This is a genomic window from Nocardia sp. NPDC060255, from assembly GCF_042727395.1.
Taxonomy (GTDB): domain Bacteria; phylum Actinomycetota; class Actinomycetes; order Mycobacteriales; family Mycobacteriaceae; genus Nocardia.
In genome coordinates, this window is record NZ_JBHXAU010000045.1 from 1 (window position 1) to 18,342 (window position 18,342).

The 18,342-nt window shown below is 65.9% G+C and carries 17 protein-coding genes and 2 pseudogenes; 12 read left to right on the forward strand and 7 right to left on the reverse strand.

From position 1 onward, the window contains the following. Positions 1-327: 327 nt before the first annotated feature. Positions 328-537, forward strand: a pseudogene (locus ACFWF1_RS42710) (endonuclease domain-containing protein); the annotation flags it as partial. Between the two features lie 21 nt (positions 538-558). On the opposite strand, the gene ACFWF1_RS42715 reads toward ACFWF1_RS42710, so the two are convergent. After that, entirely contained in the window at positions 559-1,449 is an 891-nt protein-coding gene (locus tag ACFWF1_RS42715; RefSeq protein WP_379291323.1) for a helix-turn-helix domain-containing protein, read from the reverse strand. 231 nt (positions 1,450-1,680) lie between these two features. Here ACFWF1_RS42715 and ACFWF1_RS42720 point away from each other — a divergent pair, with 231 nt between their 5' ends. Continuing rightward, positions 1,681-2,865 carry an epoxide hydrolase family protein gene (locus ACFWF1_RS42720; RefSeq protein ID WP_379291322.1) on the forward strand — a complete coding sequence of 395 codons (1,185 nt, stop codon included), beginning with the start codon at positions 1,681-1,683 and terminating at the stop codon, positions 2,863-2,865. Between the two features lie 61 nt (positions 2,866-2,926). Here ACFWF1_RS42720 and ACFWF1_RS42725 read toward each other — a convergent pair whose 3' ends face one another. From ACFWF1_RS42725 to ACFWF1_RS42735, 3 genes are read right to left on the reverse strand one after another with little or no spacing between them, the layout of a single operon-like run. Next, positions 2,927-3,370, reverse strand: coding sequence for an SRPBCC domain-containing protein (locus ACFWF1_RS42725; protein WP_379291321.1), 444 nt, complete (start codon positions 3,368-3,370; stop codon positions 2,927-2,929). Between the two features lie 14 nt (positions 3,371-3,384). Next, positions 3,385-3,723 carry an ArsR/SmtB family transcription factor gene (locus ACFWF1_RS42730; protein ID WP_379291320.1) on the reverse strand — a complete coding sequence of 113 codons (339 nt, stop codon included), beginning with the start codon at positions 3,721-3,723 and terminating at the stop codon, positions 3,385-3,387. Then, positions 3,720-4,178: an SRPBCC domain-containing protein gene (locus tag ACFWF1_RS42735; RefSeq protein ID WP_379291318.1), complete on the reverse strand. Its 459-nt coding sequence runs from the start codon at positions 4,176-4,178 to the stop codon at positions 3,720-3,722. The genes ACFWF1_RS42730 and ACFWF1_RS42735 overlap by 4 nt, the downstream gene beginning before the upstream one ends. A gap of 214 nt (positions 4,179-4,392) precedes the next feature. On the opposite strand from ACFWF1_RS42735, the gene ACFWF1_RS42740 reads away from it, so the two are divergent. From ACFWF1_RS42740 to ACFWF1_RS42755, 4 genes are all read left to right on the forward strand, one after another. After that, positions 4,393-6,630, forward strand: a complete 2,238-nt coding sequence (locus tag ACFWF1_RS42740; RefSeq protein WP_379291316.1) for a serine/threonine-protein kinase — start codon at positions 4,393-4,395, stop codon at positions 6,628-6,630. A gap of 693 nt (positions 6,631-7,323) precedes the next feature. Beyond that, positions 7,324-8,040, forward strand: coding sequence for a metal-dependent hydrolase (locus ACFWF1_RS42745; protein WP_379291314.1), 717 nt, complete (start codon positions 7,324-7,326; stop codon positions 8,038-8,040). Positions 8,041-8,924: 884 nt separating this feature from the next. After that, positions 8,925-9,932: an SMP-30/gluconolactonase/LRE family protein gene (locus ACFWF1_RS42750; protein ID WP_379291312.1), complete on the forward strand. Its 1,008-nt coding sequence runs from the start codon at positions 8,925-8,927 to the stop codon at positions 9,930-9,932. Positions 9,933-10,118: 186 nt separating this feature from the next. Further along, entirely contained in the window at positions 10,119-11,351 is a 1,233-nt protein-coding gene (locus tag ACFWF1_RS42755; protein ID WP_379291310.1) for a lipase family alpha/beta hydrolase, read from the forward strand. Positions 11,352-11,588: 237 nt separating this feature from the next. On the opposite strand, the gene ACFWF1_RS42760 is transcribed toward ACFWF1_RS42755, so the two are convergent. After that, positions 11,589-12,680 carry a hypothetical protein gene (locus ACFWF1_RS42760; RefSeq protein WP_379291308.1) on the reverse strand — a complete coding sequence of 364 codons (1,092 nt, stop codon included), beginning with the start codon at positions 12,678-12,680 and terminating at the stop codon, positions 11,589-11,591. A gap of 138 nt (positions 12,681-12,818) precedes the next feature. On the opposite strand from ACFWF1_RS42760, the gene ACFWF1_RS42765 reads away from it, so the two are divergent. Continuing rightward, entirely contained in the window at positions 12,819-13,628 is an 810-nt protein-coding gene (locus ACFWF1_RS42765; protein ID WP_379291307.1) for a HugZ family protein, read from the forward strand. Here the strand turns inward: ACFWF1_RS42765 and ACFWF1_RS42770 are convergent. After that, positions 13,616-14,002 (reverse strand): VOC family protein, encoded by a 387-nt coding sequence (locus tag ACFWF1_RS42770; RefSeq protein ID WP_379291305.1) that lies wholly within the window; start codon positions 14,000-14,002, stop codon positions 13,616-13,618. The two genes, ACFWF1_RS42765 and ACFWF1_RS42770, sit on opposite strands and share 13 nt — an antisense overlap. Positions 14,003-14,104: 102 nt before the next feature. Here ACFWF1_RS42770 and ACFWF1_RS42775 point away from each other — a divergent pair, with 102 nt between their 5' ends. Beyond that, a complete protein-coding gene (locus ACFWF1_RS42775; RefSeq protein ID WP_379291304.1) occupies positions 14,105-14,965 on the forward strand; it encodes a GNAT family N-acetyltransferase in 861 nt (286 codons plus the stop codon). A 187-nt stretch (positions 14,966-15,152) separates the two neighbouring features. Here ACFWF1_RS42775 and ACFWF1_RS42780 read toward each other — a convergent pair whose 3' ends face one another. Then, positions 15,153-15,791, reverse strand: a complete 639-nt coding sequence (locus tag ACFWF1_RS42780) for a TetR/AcrR family transcriptional regulator (RefSeq protein ID WP_379291302.1) — start codon at positions 15,789-15,791, stop codon at positions 15,153-15,155. 128 nt (positions 15,792-15,919) lie between these two features. On the opposite strand from ACFWF1_RS42780, the gene ACFWF1_RS42785 reads away from it, so the two are divergent. From ACFWF1_RS42785 to ACFWF1_RS42800, 4 genes and pseudogenes are all read left to right on the forward strand, one after another. Further along, a complete protein-coding gene (locus tag ACFWF1_RS42785) occupies positions 15,920-16,423 on the forward strand; it encodes a VOC family protein (RefSeq protein ID WP_379291301.1) in 504 nt (167 codons plus the stop codon). Positions 16,424-16,479: 56 nt separating this feature from the next. Beyond that, positions 16,480-16,845, forward strand: a pseudogene (locus ACFWF1_RS42790) (FAD-binding protein); the annotation flags it as partial. 1 nt (position 16,846) lies between these two features. Continuing rightward, entirely contained in the window at positions 16,847-17,722 is an 876-nt protein-coding gene (locus tag ACFWF1_RS42795) for a TIGR03619 family F420-dependent LLM class oxidoreductase (protein ID WP_379291299.1), read from the forward strand. A 183-nt stretch (positions 17,723-17,905) separates the two neighbouring features. Continuing rightward, positions 17,906-18,262, forward strand: coding sequence for a nuclear transport factor 2 family protein (locus ACFWF1_RS42800; protein ID WP_379291298.1), 357 nt, complete (start codon positions 17,906-17,908; stop codon positions 18,260-18,262). The last annotated feature ends 80 nt before the right edge of the window (positions 18,263-18,342 follow it).

Here is an 18,342-nt window from a genome sequence, read left to right on the forward strand (position 1 = left end):
GTGACGTTTTGAAGGTAGGGCAGTGGACCTAGGGGAGAACCCCACAAAACCCAATCCCGAACCATCCCAATACTTTCCGACCAAATCGCCCACGAACCGGAATATTTACACCAGCAGTAAATCCGGCCAAGGGGAGCTCAACAACAATCCAACCCGCACAACGCCGACATCCACCGGCCATGCCAGAGAGCATCCGGAGGCGTCGTGGCGCACACGCACGAAACACCGCACACACCAACAACATCGAACGGCGCAGCCCTGATTATCCACGCCAGTTTCTACGCCGATAATCAACACTATGTAAAGTAAACGACTTGTCAGCGGGTTCGGGCATACTCCCCACATGACCGAACCCTCGCCGTCGACCACGATCACCGCTCCGGCGCCGTTCGTGGACTCCTGTGCCCGCGGTGCAACGCTGGGCTCGGTGCGTTCGGTGACGACCCACCTCGACTGCTTGCGGCCGTCGCCTACCTGGACCGGTTCGCGAGGCGCAACGAGGTGGCTGCCCCCATTGAACAGCTTCGCCAGGCCTAGTCCCTTGTGACCCGGGTGCCGTCAGAGCCCCTGTGCCGACTCGGTCGCCAGCGTCTCCTGGGCGGCCCACGACGCCAACAAGGCCAGGTTGTCAGCGGTCTGCCCTCCCGCAGGCACGGTATAGACATTCAACTGCAGGCCAGGGTCGGTGGGTAGATCCATGGACTCGAAATTCAAGTCGAGCATGCCCACCGCCGGGTGGTTCACCCGCTTGCTTCCGTGTCCGTGCACCCGCACGTCCTGAGATGCCCACTGTTGCCGGAACAGCTCACTGCCCGTTGATAATTCGTCCACTAAGGCGATGAGCTCCTCGTCGTGGGGATTGCGGCCCATTTCCATACGCAAGATAGCGGCCGCGTTTCGGGTCGTCCGGTCGTAGTCGACAAAGAACGTTTCGGCCTCGCGGGGATGCAAGTACACGAATCGCGCTGTGTTGGCGGGCTGTCGCGGGTCGGTCAGCATCGGTGCATACAGCGCGCGACCGAGTTGGTTCATGGCGAGCACGTCGAGTCTCCTATTGCTGATCCACGCCGGTGCACCGGTTATGGCATCGAGCACCTGCTGAAGCACCGGACGCACCGTCGCGGGAGGTTTGCGGTGCCGCCGACCGCCGGGTGCCCCGGATCGGCGGGCGAGATGGAACAGGTGAGCGCGCTCCGCTTCGGTGAGCTGTAAGGCCGTGGCCAGCGCGTCGAGCACGCCGTCCGAGGTGCCGGCCAGACCACCACGCTCGATGCGCACGTAATACTCGACCGATACCCCGGCGAGTAGCGCTACCTCCTCTCGACGCAGGCCCTTGACCCGGCGATTGCCACCGTAGGCGGGCAGGCCGGCCATCTCGGGCGCGATACGGGCGCGACGCGACCGCAGAAACTCTCGGATCTCGGTGCGCAGATCAAGCGTGGCGTCCATCCACTCACCGTAGGCCCATGCTCCAGTCGAGGTATTCGCGGCGAGGGTTGACGTGCCTGCCGGGGCGGCGGAACCTCATTGCTGTAGGCGTCTCGGCCAGGGCCTACCAGCAAAAGTCTGAGCGGGCTTCGTCGTGATGCCCCTCATGAAAGATGCCAATGGGTGCCGTCTTTCGCGGTGGACGGGTTCGGACCCTGCTCGGCTGTCACTCAGCACAGCAAGGGAATCCACATGTCTGTCATATCCGGAGCGATTCGGCCGTTCACCTTCGAGACTCCCGAGACCGAACTCCAGGCATTGCGTGCGCGGATCGCGGCCACGCGGTGGCCGGAGCAGGAGACCGTCGCCGATCAGTCGCAAGGTACTCCCCTCGCGACCAGTCAGGAGCTGGCCCGGTACTGGGGGTCGACGTACGACTGGCGCCAGTGTGAGGCGAGACTGAATGCGCTGCCGCAGTTCATCACCGAGATCGACGGCTTGGACATTCACTTCATTCACGTCCGGTCCCAGCATGATGACGCGCTCCCCTTGATCGTCACGCATGGCTGGCCCGGTTCGATCATCGAGCAGCTGAAGATCGTCGGACCGCTGACCGATCCCACCGCACACGGCGGCTCGGCAACGGACGCTTTCCATCTGGTGATTCCGTCGATCCCCGGTTACGGGTTCTCGGGTAAGCCGACGACGACCGGATGGGGTCCGGAGCGGATCGGCCGGGCCTGGGTGGAGTTGATGAAGCGGCTCGGGTACGCGCAGTTCGTGGCGCAGGGTGGCGACTGGGGTGCGATCATCACGGACCTGATGGCGGTGGCGGCGCCGCCGGAGTTGATCGGTATCCACACGAACATGCCTGCCGCGGTGCCGCCCGAGATCGATCGGGCGCTCCAGATCGGGAATCCGATCCCGTCCGGGCTCTCCGATGACGAAACACGGGCATGCGAGCAGCTGGCTTTCTTCTATCAGCACATCGCCTACGCGCAGATCATGGCGTCGCGCCCGCAGACGCTGACCGGGTTGGTGGATTCGCCGGTTGGCTTGGCCTCGTTCATGATCGATCACGACGTGGCCAGTCTGGCGCTGATCGCCCGGGTGTTTGCCGGGCAGACCGAGGGGCTGACCCGCGACGATCTCCTCGACAACATCACCCTCTACTGGCTGACGAATACCGCGATCTCCTCGGCTCGCCTGTACGCGGAGAACAAGCTCCCGTTCCTCACCGTCAAGGGTGTGAGCATCCCGGTAGCCGTGAGCGTCTTCCCCGACGAGCTGTACCAGGCTCCGCAGAGTTGGACGCAGGAGGCGTATCCCAAGCTCATCCACTACAACCGGCTCGACAAGGGCGGGCACTTCGCGGCGTGGGAGCAGCCGCAGCTCTTTGTCGACGAGGTTCGCGCGGGCTTCCGGTCGCTGCGCTAGGTGATCGTGGCGCTGCGCTAGGTGATCGGGGTCGAGCGTGCGCGCGCTCGACCCCGACGTCCTATCCCCAGTTGTCGATCCGGACATCGTGCGGACTCGGTGCGCCCGTTCCGGTTTCGACCAGCTCCTTCAAGCTCATCAGGTAGGTCGCCCACTTGGTGCTGCAGTGGTGCATGAACTCGACGGGCTCGCGCCAGCCTTGATGCTTGAACAGGATGACCGTGTAGTCGTCCTCACGCTTAAGGTCCCAGACGATTTCGGTGCCGACCCATTCGTCGGGGCCACCGATCACCTCCCACAGCACCCGCTTGCCTGGCTGCAGGTCGACCACCTTCATGTCGAATCCGCCTGCGGGGAAACGGAACTCGAGGACTCCCCCGGCGTCCGCGGCACCCTTGGTCTCGTTGGTCCACCAGCTGGCCAGTTTGTCGACCGAGGTCAATGCCGCGTACACGTCGTCGGTGGACGGCGACTTGACGCCGACCCGGTGCAGGATGTCTACCATTGTCGATTCTCTCTCTACTGTTGTTTGCTGCGTTGGATGGCTTCGGCGATCCGCTTGATGCGCTGGAGCCTGGCGTCCCAGGTGGAGCCGACCGCGTTGAGTTGCGCTACGGCACGGGCGAGTTGGGCGTCGTCGACCCGGTAGCGCCGCTCGCGGCCCTCGGGTGATCCGTGCACCAGTCCGACCCGGTCGAGGACGCCGAGGTGTCGTGCGACGGCCTGCCGGGTGACGGGTAGTCGTTCGCTGAGGCTGGTTGCGGTGCCCTCACCGTCGGCCAGGAGCAGGTCGAGCATGCGTCGCCGGGTGGGGTCGCCGATGGCGGACCACAGGTCGTCGTCGACGGCGCTGTTCATCGACTTGCGACCAGCCGGGCGACGTACTTGCCCAGGCGGGGCAGATAGGCGTCCCAGCCGGAGACGTGGTCGTTGTACTGTTGCTCCAGAACGGCGATCTCCCAGCCCATTTCGCGGAAACCGGTCTCGGTCATCCGGACCGTGGTGCCGTCGCCGGAGGGGGCGAGTTCGAAGGTGACGAGCAGCGAGTTGCCGACGGCCGCCGGTTCGTCGGCCGGGTGCGTCCAGCGGAAGGAGAACAGCCGGTGTGGTTCGGCATCGATCACGGTGATCGAGGCAATGTCGCGGTCCTCCCCTGTTCCGAAGGTGAGCGTGCCGGACGCGCCGGGGACGGGGTCCAGGTCGATATCGTCGGGCCACCACTCCTTCAGATGCGTGGGGCTGCTGATCACCTCGTAGACCACCTCGGGGGTGGCTTCGACGTACATCGTGCGTTCGATCTGGCCGTGTTCCATGCTTACTCCTCTGACTCGCAACAACTTGTTGCGCATGACGTTAGCCGAGGAGCCCTCGACGCGCAACACTTTGTTGCACATCGTTCCGGTGGTGGCCCGCGCAGCTGACCGACCGCAGGACCAGCGGTAGCAGGTAATTCGGCGGCTACGGCCGTGATGATCGTTTATTCTCGGGAGGGGGCTCGGGAAGCCATTTTTTGATCGGGTGGGCCACATGGAGATGGACCGGGTGGCGGCGACGCAGACTGCGTTGACGCGACTGGTTGTTGGATTCGACAGTGCATGGGAGGACGCGGACGCTCCACCGGACCTGGCGGCGCATCTGCCCGCCGATGACGGGCTGCGACGCTCGGCACTGATCGAGCTGATCAAGGTGGACCTGCAGCACCGCTGGCAGCAGACCCACCACGGCAAACGTCTCGCCGACTATCGGGCCCAGTTCCCCGAACTCGACGCCGCACCACTGCCGCCGGACCTCATCTACGAGGAGATCACCGCCCGCAGCCGCGGCGGCGACCCCGCGCTCGACCTCAGCGAATACGAGCAGGACTTCGCCGCGCAGATGGCACAGCTCGCCACCCAGCTCGACACCGACATCATGGCCGCCGAGAACTTCCGCACCACCCTGCTCTCGGATCCGACCGCGATCAACGCACTCGACACCATCGCACCCGGTGCCACCATCGACGACTTCGATCTGCTGATCGCGCTCGGCCAGGGCGCGTTCGCGCGCGTGTTCCTCGCCCGGCAGCGCTCGATGCAACGGCTTGTGGCGGTGAAGATTTCGCGCGACCGCGGCAGCGAACCGCAGACGCTCGCGCAGCTCGATCACGAACACATCGTGCGCGTCTTCGATCAACGGCAGATCGAGGAACAACACCTCAAGCTGATGTACATGCAGTATGTGCCCGGTGGCACGCTGCTCGGCGTGCTCCGCCTGGTCCGCACCACGCCGGTCGCGCGACGCACCGGGCAACTGCTGCTGGACGCCGTCGATGCGGCAGTGACGTCCGGTGGTGTGCTGACACCCCAACCGTCCGCTACCCGAGCCGAGCTGGCACGACTGAGTTGGCCCGAAGCGGTGGCCTGGCTCGGCAGCCGCCTCGCTACCGCGCTGGACTACGCCAACCGGGCCGGCGTGCTGCACCGCGACATCAAACCGGCCAACGTGCTGCTCACCGCCGACGGTCACCCCAAGCTCGCCGACTTCAATATCAGCTTCAGCACCCACATTCCGGGAGCGAGCCCGGTCGCCTACTTCGGCGGGTCGCTGGCGTACATGTCGCCCGAGCAGCTCGAAGCCTGTCATCCCAACATGGCCACCACCGCCGCCGACCTCGATACCCGCAGCGATATCTACGCCCTCGCGGTCGTCCTGTGGGAACTACTCACCGGCCGGCTCCCCTTCACCGACGAACTCGGCATCGGCGAATCCGACACCTCGCTCACCAGAATGATCGAACTGCGCCGCAAGCCGATCGACGAACGCCTCCAAGCAGGCACACCGGCGGACTGCCCGCAGATCCTCCGGCACGCGCTGCTCACCTGCCTGTCCCCCGACCGCGACGATCGCTACGCCACCGGTTCGGACCTCGCCCAGCACCTCGAGCTCACCCTGGACCGGACCGCACGCGATCTCGTCGACCCACCGCGACGCAGTCTGCGCGGCAGGCTGCGGATGCGACCGATGCCGGTGGTGACGTTGTCCAGCGCGCTCGGGCAGATACTCGGCGGGCTCTACCTGGCGGGGCACAACACGAAACTGCTCGACCTCGAACTCGGGGCCGATGGTCAGGCGCAGGTGACCAAGCTCGGGTTGATCGCCGCGGCCATCGGCTATCCGGTGGGGATCGCGATCCTGCTGTACTGGTGTCGGCTGGTGTTTCTGGTGCCGCACGGGTTACGGCAAGGCAAGCAGTACGACGAGCAGACCCTGGCCAAGGCGCGTGCGGACACTCTTGCCTGTAGTGACCGGATCGCCGCTGTCGCGTTCACCGGATGGCTGCTCGCGTTGGTGGCGTTCCTGTTCAAGCTGCACGCCATCGCGGACCTCTCCGCGGGGCTGCTGTTCAACCTGATCTCCTCGCACCTGGTCGCGGCCGCGGTAGCCGTGGTGTACACCTACTTCCCGGTGACGTTCTTCGTACTGCGTTGGTACTACCCCGGATTGGTGGCCGCCGGACTCCGCGCGCCCGACGAGTCCGCACAGCTGCGCCGGCTCTCGCGGCGCAGCCGGATCTATCTCGGCATCGCCGCCTCCGTACCGTTGTTCGGGGTCGCCGCCGGAGTGGCGTTCCTCGATCCGGTGCAGCAGCAGACGGTGATCGCGTCGATCGTTGCGCTCTGCGTCTGCGGGCTGTTCTTGTTCGTCGGTACGCTGCGGGTCTTCTACACCCTCGAATCCGACCTGCATGCGCTCGATCGGATCGTCAACCCGCACGCGCGGCCGTGACGTTGCACTGTATTCCGGTGCCTGAGTAGGAACTCGACGGCTTACGGGCGCGGCTGCGGATGACCCGATCGCCGGAGCGAGAGACCGTCGAGGACTCGTCGCAGGGCGTGCCGTTGGCGTACGTGCGCGAGCTGTGCGCGTACGGGGCGGTGGGCGGTCGGTGTACCGATCGAGGGCCCAGTATTCCCCAAGAGATACAGCGGCCGTTCCAGCGTTGGGCGGCACGGCGATTCGCTGATATTCGGTACTGAAGTGAGCCCGGCATGGTGGTCACTTCGCGGCGTTCGGGCAGCCTGTTGTCGAGGGTGTTCCTCCGGCCGGTTCGCTGAGCCCTCTCCCCTATGCTGTCTTTGTTGTACAGGGACTTTATGGATGTGGTGACCGATTAATAGCGTTTATATGCATATATACGCACATCTAGGTACCGCAATGTTTTGTTTTCACTGTCGGTAGATCCGACGGGGTAACTGTAGTGACTCGCAGCTCGTACCTAACGTCCCGGCTCGGGCTCTCCTATCAGATACCAACTCGCCCAGTATTATCCACTCGGCCACTCCCCTACCCCATCAGCATCGCCGTGTGGCACAGCCACTCTCGATCGCCAAGGATTACCCATCCCCCAATTCAGCCGTCGCACAAGATCACTGAACCGGCATTCGCTGAACGATGCTGAGGTGAACTAACCTTCAACCGGTGCTTGGACATTCACATGCGACCAGTGGCGCTTTGGCCTGGTCGGGGGCAGCAGCGGCGCTGCCCGTCGCGATCTTGACCTACCCGACAATCCAAGGTGTCTCAGGACATCTCGGCCCCGTCGATCTGCTCCTCGGAACATTTCTGACGGCGGGTGCGGCGCTGTTGCCAGACGCCGACCACCCGGAAGGAACGATCGCGCATGTGCTCGGTCCCGTTTCCTACTACTTCTGCAAGCTGATCTCGTGGATCTCCGGCGGGCACCGGCACGCCACCCATTCCTTCGCCTTCGTCGCCGCCGTCTCCTACGGCACGTGGGCGGGCGAGCATTGGATCGGGCGCTGGTTCACCCTCGCGCTCGTCTTCTTCCTGCTGGCGTTGGCTGTGCGGGCGCTGCACCTGTGCCCGCCGGGCGACGGGATCGAGGCGTGGGGAACCATCGTGGTCCTCGCGCTCGCCGGAACCTTCGCCATGGACCACTGGATCTCCGACAAGCCCGTGTGGCTGCCGTTCTCCGTCGGCCTCGGCGCCTTGGTCCACTTGGTCGGCGACTGCCTCACCGACCGCGGCTGCCGGCTGTTCTGGCCGTTCAAGCTCCGCACCAGGGTGCCGATCATCGACCGCACCGGGAACAAGCTCGAAACCTGGATCCTGTCACCGCTGTTCGTGCTCGGCACGCTCGCGGTGCTGTGGTACTCGATCACACATCAGCCGTAAGAGGTTCGGCCCGTGTCAGACGTCGCGCCTGCTCAGCGATGTGCGGCAGATCTGTGCGGGCACATCAAGCAAGCCGGACGCGCAATCTCGGCAGCGCCCGCAGGCATGCCCAGCGCTACGCCGGGTCGATCGCGGATTCAAGCCGAGAAGGTAGCGCCGATAATCTGCACCCGGACTCGGGATCTGCACTCGAAATAGGGCCTTATAGCCAGTGCAGATCCCGAGAGCGGGTGCAGATTCGACTGCCAGCGTGGCGTTGCGGTGTACACCGGTTGTGAGCTGCACGCCCAGTACACCGGGTATACAGCTTAGGCACGCCCGGGCGAAGGGCGCGGGAGCACTGGCTGGGCGCCCTCGCCATCCATGATCATCCATGTCTGCGCTGTCGCCGGGGTAACCGGAAATACTGCACGCCTGATACTTTCGCCGGTCCTCGCCGACCAGGCGCCACGGCGAGTAACTCACCAGGGGCGGCCTGGCAGATCCGCAGGCACACCACACTCCTCCTCCTGCTCGTCCCTTACCGGCGCCCATACGACGCCTCCCCTGGTCGTCGAGCTACGCCGCGAAATTTCCAGCGAGCGCCCCCTGGGTTCTATGCGGTCTTTACTCAGGAGTGTCGGCCGACGGAAGATTCCGGTTGGGTAGGACCACATAGGTAGATGCGCATATCTACGTATCACCATGTGAATTCCTGATTGAGGTCGACCAGCGGCCCTGACCAGGATCTGCAAACCAGTCGTGCGTGTCAGATCGGCTTAGGACTCCCGTACCCTCGCTCGATCCGCGCCCCGGTTGTTCAATCCTCGACCGCGCGTGGCGCGACCTCTCCCCTGCCCTACCATTCCGTCGGGAAGATCATGACCTCGGCGTTACCCTGAGTCGTGCCCACCACGACCATGAATCCGCAACGCTGGACACCGCCGCCCGCTCCCCCGCGAGCGCGCCGAAGTCGTAGCACGCCACCGCTTCCCGGGCTCACTCGACTCGGGCTGCCGGGTACTGGGCCCGAGGATGTGGTGCTCGGCCCCGATGGACGACTGATTACCGGGATCGCCGATGGTTCGGTCCTCAGTATCGATCCGTCCACCGGTGACGTGCGTCAGCTCGTGAATACCGGTGGGCGGCCGCTCGGCTTGCATGCCGATCCCGACGGCACCGTCTTGATCTGCGATTCGGAGCGTGGGCTGTTGCAGTTGAGTCCGGACGGTGCGCTGGAGGTACTCGTCGACGAGGTCGATGGCGAGCGGCTTCCCTTCGCCAGCAACGTCGTTCGTGACGATGATGGCACCATCTACTTTTCGTCCTCGACGAGTCGCTATTCCTTGGCCGAGTACGTGGGCGACCTCCTCGAGCATTCCGGGACGGGTCGGCTGTTCCGTCGCGACCCGTCCGGCGAGGTCGAGACGCTGCTCGATGACCTGGCATTCGCCAACGGAGTGGTGCTCGCTCCCGACCGTTCGTGCGTGGTCGTGGCGGAGACAGGTGGGTACCGGGTTTCGCGCTACTGGCTGACCGGGCCGAAGGCGGGCACGCGTGATCGTCTGATCGAGAACCTTCCTGGGTTCCCGGACAATATGGGCCTCGGCAGTGACGGGCTGGTCTGGATCGCGTTGCCGACGGCACGAAATCCGTTGCTGGACCGGTTACTTCCGCTGCCCGGGATTTTGCGGCGCTTCGTGTGGATGCTGCCGGAGTGGGTGCAGCCGAAGCCGCCGAGGACGATCTGGGTGATGGCGGTCGACTTCGATGGCAATGTCGTGCACGACTTGCAGACCGAGGGCACGAATCTCGCGATGGTCACCGGTGTCGTGGAGCAGGACGGTGTCTTGTATCTGGGCAGTCTCACCGAGTCCGCGGTGGGCGTGACGCGGGTGCCGCAGACCTCCTGACGTGTCGGTGCCGGTTCGGTGTGCCGACTCCGGGCAAGAAGAGATGATCCAGCCTTGGCCGCCAAGCGGAATCAGCGGTCACCGACAGAAATCAGCAGTCACCGGCGGAGATTGCCGCGGGCTGCCGCGGGCAATTACAGGTTTCGTCGGCAGGAAGATTTCAGTGCACGCTTGTACACTGAAATGATGACCGAACAGACGCACCAGCGGCAGGCCGAGGTCCGGGCCCTCGCCCGGTTGGCGGGCGACGAGCTCGGCGGGGCGGTGGGCGGGATCGCGTCGGTGCATCGGGCGATCGCCGGGCGGGTGTTCGCGGCGGTGCGGTTCGGGGTCGGTCCGGCGGCGGTGCCTGTCGAGGTGGTGCATGACGCGATTGCCGACAGTGTGTATCGGATCGTGAGCGGGACGGCCGTCGCGGCGGGTCGATTGGCGGAGAAGACTGCGGATCTGCCGGGTGGCGCGGTGCCGTCGCGGACGGTATTCGGGGCGGGCTTTCTCGGCGCGCTGCAGGGGCTGATCGGTGACAGCCTCGAGGACGCGCGACCCATCCTCGCCGGGCCGATGACGTTGCGGGTGGACGGGGATCCGGTGGCGCCCGAGCAGATCGGGAACTATGTCGCGCAGCCGAATTCGCGGGTGGTGGTGTTTCTGCACGGGTTGGTGGAGACCGAGCACGCGTGGCGGTTGGGCGGGCGAACGTCGTATGCCGAGGGGATCGAGCAGGATCTCGGATACAGCACCGTGCAGATCCGCTACAACAGCGGTCTGCACATCTCGGAGAATGCTCGTCAGTTGAGTGCGTTGCTGGAACGGCTCGTCGAGCATTGGCCGGTCGAGATCGAGCAGCTGTCCCTGGTCGGGCATTCGATGGGCGGATTGATCGCTCGTGGTGCGTGTTTCGATGCCGGCGAGTCCGGGGCGGCCTGGGTGCGCAAGGTTCGTCACCTCGTCTGTCTCGGTTCGCCACATCTGGGCGCGCCGCTGGAGCAACTCGTGCACTACGCGTCCGCCGCGCTGGTCCGTGTGCCCGAGACCCGCCCGTTCGGTCGCCTGCTCCGCCGCCGCAGCGCGGGAATCCGCGACCTGCGACAGGGCTCCCTGGTGGACGAGGACTGGCACGGCGCCGACACAGACGCGTTGACCCGCAGAGCCATTCGCGAGGTCCCCCTCCTCGACGGCGCCGCCCACTACTTCGTCACCGCCTCCATCACCCGCAGCCCCCGCCACCCCCTGGGCCGAATCATCGGCGACGGCCTAGTCCTCACCCCCAGCGCCGCAGGCCGAAACCGAGCCCGCCGCATAGGCTTCGACGACTCCAACGGCCTGCACGTCCCCGCCGCCAACCACTTCACCCTCCTCAACCACCACGCCGTCTACGAGAGACTCCTGACCTGGCTGAGCACAACCCCCACCCCCTAACCCACATCCACAATATTTCCGCCCACGCTTACGCATCACCACGCACGTCTAGCAACACTTGACGTACGAAAGGTGCTCTTGACTGATGCAGCAACCTACGTCAAGAGCACGCTTCGTACGTCAAGTGGGCGTAGCGGGTAGGCGCCGACGGGCCGCAGTCCGTCGGAATACGGCAGGTTCCAGGGGCAGGCCGGGCGTCGGAGTCGAGGCCCGGCCTGTTGCGAGTGGTCCGGTGGTTCAGAGGAGGTGTTCGGGGTCGGCGTCGGCTTCTAGGCGGACGTCGGCGGTGAAGAGGGTTTCTACGTCGGGGTCGTCGGTGTGGGCTGCGTAGAGGAGGAGGCAGCCGCGGATGCCGTCGAGGAGGTCTTCGAGGAGGTCGAGGGCGGGGCGGGAGGGGTCGAGGCGGCTGATGCGGAAGCCGGCGAGCATGGCCTCGCGGGTGTCGGCGTCGACCTCGAATTTGCGGGCCTGCTCTTCGATTTCGGCGACGCGGCCGACGACGGCCCAGGGGGCGGGGACGCGGCCTTCGTGCACGGCCATGGCTTCGGCGATGAGGTCGACGACCACTTCGGTGGGGCTCTCCCCGGCGTCGAGGCGTTCCAGTACGAGGGTGGGGGTTTCGACCTGGAGTGCTTCGATGTCGTCGGCTTCCACGACGACGTCGGTGCAGGGCACGCCGGCCATTTCCCCTGCGACCTCGGCGGCGGCGAGCAGCCAGTGGGCGGCGGCGACGGAGGCGGAGGCGGGGTCGAGTTCGGTGAACAGTTCGATGGAGCCGAGCGGGTCGGCGCGTAAGAGGTCGTCGGCGGCTTGGACCTGGGCCGGGGAGACGTCGGGGCGGGAGAGTTCGACGGCTTGGCGGGCGCGGCCGGACAGGTCGCCGCGTTCGGCGGATTCGATGGCGGCTTGTTCGTTGCTGACTTCGGCGGCGATGGTGTCGCGCAGGGCGAGGTCGTCGATGTCGTAGAGGGTGCGGCCGACGCGGTGTGCGGATTCGACGACGCCGCTGTAGGAGACGACGAGTCCTTCCTCGGAGGGCAGGTTGGGGCTGCGGATGCCGGCCTCGACCTCTTTGAAGTTGCGGCGTTCTTCGGCGCGGCGCCAGGCCTCGCTGTTGGGGATGTCGGGGTCGCCGGCCGCGCTGGCGGGATGGGTGTAGGTGCGCCAGTGGAACCGCGACAGCGTGGTCAGGTTCGACGCCAGATTTGTTGCCTGATCTTGGGTTACCGCCCGGGGCATGGTGGCAACCGTTTGGGCCAGGTCACCGCGTCCGGTCGCCCAGATGGCGATCAGTACGTTGTGGTCGGCGTCGAATGCGTATCGGGTCACTCGGCAAGTCTGCTCTATTCGGGCGCGATCCGCGCGGTCGATCCGATCCATTGGCCGTAGTACGCATGCCGATTCGACATGACCGGCTGGTGACGCCCCGTTGGCGTCGTGTCGGTGGGGCAGGAGAAGATGGACGGCATGACCCTTGACCACGGTGACCCGGGCGACGCTCCTTCGATTCCGCAGCCGACCGCGCCGGTGGCGAATCCCGCGCGGCCGTCGGCCGCCGAGGAGGCGAGAACGGTGGCCGCCGCGACGAATACCGCGACGCTGGGCAGTTTGAGCGAGGACGGGACGCCGTGGGCGTCGCTGGTGACGTACGGGTTGCTGGACGGGCAGCCGGTGCTGTGTGTGTCCCAGATGGCCGAGCACGGTCGTAACCTGACGGGCGATCAGCGGGCCAGTCTCTCGATCGTGGCGCCGGACGCGCCTGCGGATCCGCTGGCGGGGACGAGGATCACATTGGCCGGTGTGGTGGAGCGGCCGGTGGGTGCGGAGGCCGAGGCTGCGCGGGAAGCGCATCTGGCGGCGGTGCCCGCGGCGAAGTTCTATATCGACTACAGCGATTTCTCGGTGTGGGTGTTGCGGGTTCGGCGGGTGCGCTGGGTCGGCGGGTATGGGCGGATGGATTCGGCGACCGCGGAACAGTATGCGGCGATGACGCCGGATCCGATCGTGCCGGTCGCGGCGAGTGCGATCGTGCACCTCAATGACGATCATGCCCCGGCGTTGCTGGCGATGGCGCAGGCGTTGGGCGGGTATCCGGATGCGACCGAGGCGAGTTGTGAGCGCGCCGATCGGTATGGGCTGGATTTGCGGGTGGTGACGCCGCGCGGGGTGGCGCGGACCCGGGTGGGTTATGCGGAGCCGATCGGCGCGATCGATGAGTTGCGTGCGGCGACAGTGGAATTGGCGCGGCGGGCGCGCGGGATGAATCAGACTTCGTAGAGTTCCAGGGGCAGGTCGTCGGGGTCGAAGAAGAACGCCATGCGTTTTCCGGTGACGTCGTCGACGCGCAGTTCTTCGGTGCGGACACCCTTGGCGGCGAGCTCGTCGAGGGTCGCGGCGACATCGCGGACCGCGAACGCCAGGTGCCGCAAGCCCGCCGCCTCGGGCCAGCTCGCGCGGTCGGGCGGTTCGGGGAAGGAGAACAGTTCGATGCGGCTGCCGCCGGGGATGGCGAGGTCGAGCTTGTAGGAGCGGCGTTCGGCCCGATACTGCTCGGCGATCACAGCGAGCCCGAGTGTTTCCGCGTAGAACCGCTTGGATCGGACATAGTCGGACGCGATGATCGCCACGTGATGAATGCCTAGGAGTTCCACTACGCGACCGTATCCCAGCGCGGCTGCCACTCCGGACAACCCACCGTGCGTGCGTCAGTGACGCGGTTGGTAGTGGACCCATCGACCGCGCTATTAATTGGGATGCGCCGCGAGTCCCGCGTCGGCAGCATGGGCGCAATGGGCTGGAACTTCACCGAAGATGTTGAGCAGTATCTGGGGGCGGCCGGCGAGTTTCTGCGGTCCCGCCCCGCTGAACACAATGTCGCGTTGACCGTGAGCGCGACCGTTGCCGCAGGCAATGCGCCGGGGCACCCGGACCCGCCGCTGTTCGGCTGGTTGTCGCGCGATGGCCGGGTTGGCGGAGCGATCCTGCATACCCGGCCGTTCCCGCTGGGCTTGTTCGGACTGGCCGCCGCTGATGCTGCCGGGTTGGTCGCGGCACTGAACACTGCCGGTCGGGCAGTCGACTACGTCAACGGGCCGGCCGATGTCGTGCGGGCCTTCGCGGCGGCGGCGCGACGGGGAGCCGAGGTCGTCGACCACCAGCTTCTCTACCGGTTGAATGACCTGGTGGCGCCTCGCCCGACGGCCGGGCAGGCGCGGCTTGCCCAGGAGTCCGATCGGGAGGTGCTAGAGGATTTCACCAAGGTGTTCGCCGATGAGGACACCTCAGCATCGTTCGATGTGGTCGGTGAGCGGCTGTCCTACCACGGCTTCTGGTTGTGGGAGGTCGACGGGCAGCCGGTGTCGGTCGCGTCGCTCTCGCGCAGCGTTGCCGGGATCGTGCGGGTCGGTTTGGTGGCGACCCCACCGGAACATCGCGGGCATGGTTACGCGGCCGCTGTGACGCACCACGTGTCGCAGGTCGCGTTGGACGCGGGACATCGCGAGGTTCTGCTGTTCACCGACCGGTCGAATCCCACGAGCAACGGCATCTACCAGCGGTTGGGCTATGAGGTCGTCGAGGAGCAGATCCAAATGCGGCTCGGCGCAACCCATTAGGACCGTCCGAGATTCGGGCCGACTGCGAAATACGGCAACCGCGGCGAGAATTTTCGCGCAGGCTCGCTCACATTCGTCACCACCGACATCGGCCGTGGCCTGCCGCGGAGACATGAACCAGGCCTTGGTCTCGCAACGATCAGCAGCGAACGGACCACTGGCGCGACTCAGTGGGCCGATCGCGGGTTCAGCGGCGGCGGGTGGTGGGTTTCGTGTCGCGGGTGGGGACGGTGAGCATGGCGACGATCATGTCGGTGATTTCGGCGGGGTCGTCGGGGTGGGGTTTGCGCAGGCCGGCTTCGAGGGTGCGTTCGTAGTCGGCGATGAGGGCGAACATGACGGTGGCCATGGTTTCGAGGCGTCGGCGGCGTCGGCGCGGGGAGAGTTGCGGGAGGGCGGCGGCGAGGCGGGTGGCGAGGATGCGGACGGCGGCGCGGTCGGTGCCTGCGAGGCGGCGCGGGTCGGCGACGACGGGGTGCGCGCGCACGACCTCGAGGAAGCGGCCGTAGTGGGTGACCTCGTCCTGGGTGATGAGTTCGAGGATCGGCGCGGCGAGCATGGTGACGAGGGTGTTGATGTCGTGGGCGGTGCCGTCGGCCTCGTGGGTGGCGAGCAGGTGCATGCGGCGTTCTTCGAGCCAGTTCATCCGGCGGTCGACGATGGCTTCGATCAGGCCGTGGCGGGAGTCGAAGTAGTAGTGCACCGCGGAGTTGTTGCGGTGGCCCGCGGCGGCGGCGATCTCGCGCAGCGGGACCTCTACTCCGCGTTCGGCGATGAGTCGCTCCCCCGCGTCGAGTAGGGACGCGCGCGAATCGGCGATGAGCATAGGTGGACTGTACTAAACCCAAGGCTTGACTGGGTTAAGCATGCGTGTTTAGTTGAAGAAGTGGGCAGCGAGCGGGCGACGGCGGGGATCGGCACGAGACGCGCGATCCGTACGAACGCGGATGTCCGATGATCGCCGAGGGGCCGATCTTTCAGCTGTGCTGGGTTGTTCGGGATATGGCGGCGGCGCAGCGGGAGTTCACTCAGCGCTACGGGGTGGCGAAGTGGTTCACCATTCCGGAGGTGCATTTCGGGCCGGAGCTGTGCGAATTGCGTGGCGCGCCAGCCGATTACACGATCACGGTGGGACTCGGATATGCGGGCGGGCAGCAGCTCGAGTTGATCGAGCCGCGGGGTGGGGTCAGTTTGTACAGCGAGCACCTCGATCGGATCGGGCCGGGCCTGCATCATGCGGCGTGGGTGCCGGCCGACTATGACGGTGCGCTGAATGAGGCGCGGGCGACGGGGATCGAGGTGGTGGCGCAGGGCGAGTTCGCAGGTGTCGGGATGGAGTTCGCGTATCTCGACGGCGGGGCGATCGGGTCGTGCTTCGAGTTGATGCGACTGTCGGACGAGATGAAGGCGATGTTCGACGCGCTGATCCCGGACGGGTTCGCGAATCCATGGCGATAGGAACCGAAGTGCCGCAACTGGTGTCGAGCCCGCCGCAGTGGGACGACACCGCGGACGGCGCACTGCAGGAGACCCTGGCCAACTACAACGTGGCGGCGGCCGACGGGCACGACCCCGAGCTCGGCAAGCATCCGGACTGGATCACACCGTTGATCCAAGGACCTTGGGCCGCTTTCGATTTGACGCCCGGCATCGCCACCTACGTCGGGTTCACCCTCGGCGGACTCAGCACCACCGTCGATGGCGCGGTGCTCCGAGCCGACGGGTCGACCATCGAGGGGCTGTACGCCGCCGGAGCCTGCGCGTCGAACATCGCACAGGACACCGGCGGCTATTCGAGTGGAACCTGTCTCGGTGCGGGCTCGTTCTTCGGGCGCCGCGCCGGGACACACGCGGCGCTGCGGCGCCAGGAAGGCGTCTGATATGCGCTTCACCTATGCCGAGACGATGACAGACCCGGCGTACTACGTGCCGTTGGCCCAGGCCGCGGAGGCGGCCGGGTACACGTCGATGGCGGTCGCGGACAGCATCGCCTACCCGCGCGACTCCGACGCCAAATACCCGTACACACCCGACGGGAACCGGGAGTTCCTGGAGGACAAGCCGTTCATCGAGGCGTTCGTGCTCAGCGCGGCGATGGCCGCCGCCACCACGACGTTGCGGTTCACGCCGTTCGTGCTGAAATTGCCGATCCGGCCGCCGGTGCTGGTCGCCAAGCAGACCGCGTCGGTGGCCGCGTTGAGCGGCAATCGGTTCGGGCTCGGCGTCGGGATCAGTCCGTGGCCCGACGATTTCGAGATCATGGACGTGCCGTTCGAGAAGCGCGGCGCGCGGATGGACGAGTGCATCGACATCGTGCGCGGACTCACCGCCGGCGGGTACTTCGAGTTCCACGGGGAGTTCTACGACATTCCGCCGATCAAGATCAGTCCGGTGCCGACCGAACCCGTGCCGATCCTCATCGGCGGGCACAGCAAGCCCGCGCTGCGTCGCGCGGCCCAACGCGGTGACGGATGGATGCACGCGGGCGGCGACGGAGCCGAACTCGATCGGCTGCTGATCGAATTGGACGCGCTGCGGGCCGAATACGGGACGCGGAAGGACTTCGAGGTGCACGTGATCTCGCTCGACGGATTCACCGTCGACGGCATCAAACGGCTCGAGGACAAAGGTGTCACCGACGTCATCGTCGGCTTCCGCCTCCCCTACACCCTCGAACAGGACACCGAACCACTCGATACCAAGATCGCGAACCTGTCCCGGTTCGCCGAGAAGGTGATCGCGCGCAGCGGGAACTGAGCGCTACATCGACGGCGTAGCTACGGACGCCGCTCCGGCTTCCGTAGCTACGTGCTTCCGCTGACCGAGTTCCGCGCTTGCAGATCCAGTAGAATCGCGAAATCCTTACGGACCCGCCCGGTTCGACCGCCTCACCCGTGCACGATCCAACCCCCGATGGCTGAAGCAATCAGGAGGAATGGCATGACGGATTCGATCGAGAACCTCATCACGGCACACCTGAACGCCTGGAACGCACCGGCCGGCCCGGATCGGGACAAGGCGGTGTCGGAGGTGTACGCGCCCGACGTATTCATCGTTGAGCCGGATAACGCCCATCGCGGACACCACGGAATGACCGAGGCGATCTCCGGGCTCCAGGCGCAAGCTCCGGGCACGACGATCACCCGCACAGGATCGACCCAAACGGCGCAGGACCTCGTCACCTACAGCTGGACGCTGGGCGTGGACGGCCAACCGGCGATCGCTTCCGGACGTGACGTGCTCATCGTGCGCGACGGCAAGATCACGAGTCTGTATGTCCTCATCGACGACCCGTGAGCGTCTTCGGTCCCGCTTCGAGAACATGACGCAGCTTTCGATTGCGCTTCAAGCGGTTTCGTTGCGGGCGGCGGTCAGGA

Coding starts and splice junctions, on each gene's coding strand:
- ACFWF1_RS42715 (WP_379291323.1), bottom strand. CDS start 1,449: ATGGACGCCACGCTTGATCTGCGCACCGAGATCCGAGAGTTTCTGCGG.
- ACFWF1_RS42720 (WP_379291322.1), top strand. CDS start 1,681: ATGTCTGTCATATCCGGAGCGATTCGGCCGTTCACCTTCGAGACTCCC.
- ACFWF1_RS42725 (WP_379291321.1), bottom strand. CDS start 3,370: ATGGTAGACATCCTGCACCGGGTCGGCGTCAAGTCGCCGTCCACCGAC.
- ACFWF1_RS42730 (WP_379291320.1), bottom strand. CDS start 3,723: ATGAACAGCGCCGTCGACGACGACCTGTGGTCCGCCATCGGCGACCCC.
- ACFWF1_RS42735 (WP_379291318.1), bottom strand. CDS start 4,178: ATGGAACACGGCCAGATCGAACGCACGATGTACGTCGAAGCCACCCCC.
- ACFWF1_RS42740 (WP_379291316.1), top strand. CDS start 4,393: ATGGAGATGGACCGGGTGGCGGCGACGCAGACTGCGTTGACGCGACTG.
- ACFWF1_RS42755 (WP_379291310.1), top strand. CDS start 10,119: ATGACCGAACAGACGCACCAGCGGCAGGCCGAGGTCCGGGCCCTCGCC.
- ACFWF1_RS42765 (WP_379291307.1), top strand. CDS start 12,819: ATGACCCTTGACCACGGTGACCCGGGCGACGCTCCTTCGATTCCGCAG.
- ACFWF1_RS42775 (WP_379291304.1), top strand. CDS start 14,105: ATGCGCCGCGAGTCCCGCGTCGGCAGCATGGGCGCAATGGGCTGGAAC.
- ACFWF1_RS42780 (WP_379291302.1), bottom strand. CDS start 15,791: ATGCTCATCGCCGATTCGCGCGCGTCCCTACTCGACGCGGGGGAGCGA.
- ACFWF1_RS42785 (WP_379291301.1), top strand. CDS start 15,920: ATGATCGCCGAGGGGCCGATCTTTCAGCTGTGCTGGGTTGTTCGGGAT.
- ACFWF1_RS42795 (WP_379291299.1), top strand. CDS start 16,847: ATGCGCTTCACCTATGCCGAGACGATGACAGACCCGGCGTACTACGTG.
- ACFWF1_RS42800 (WP_379291298.1), top strand. CDS start 17,906: ATGACGGATTCGATCGAGAACCTCATCACGGCACACCTGAACGCCTGG.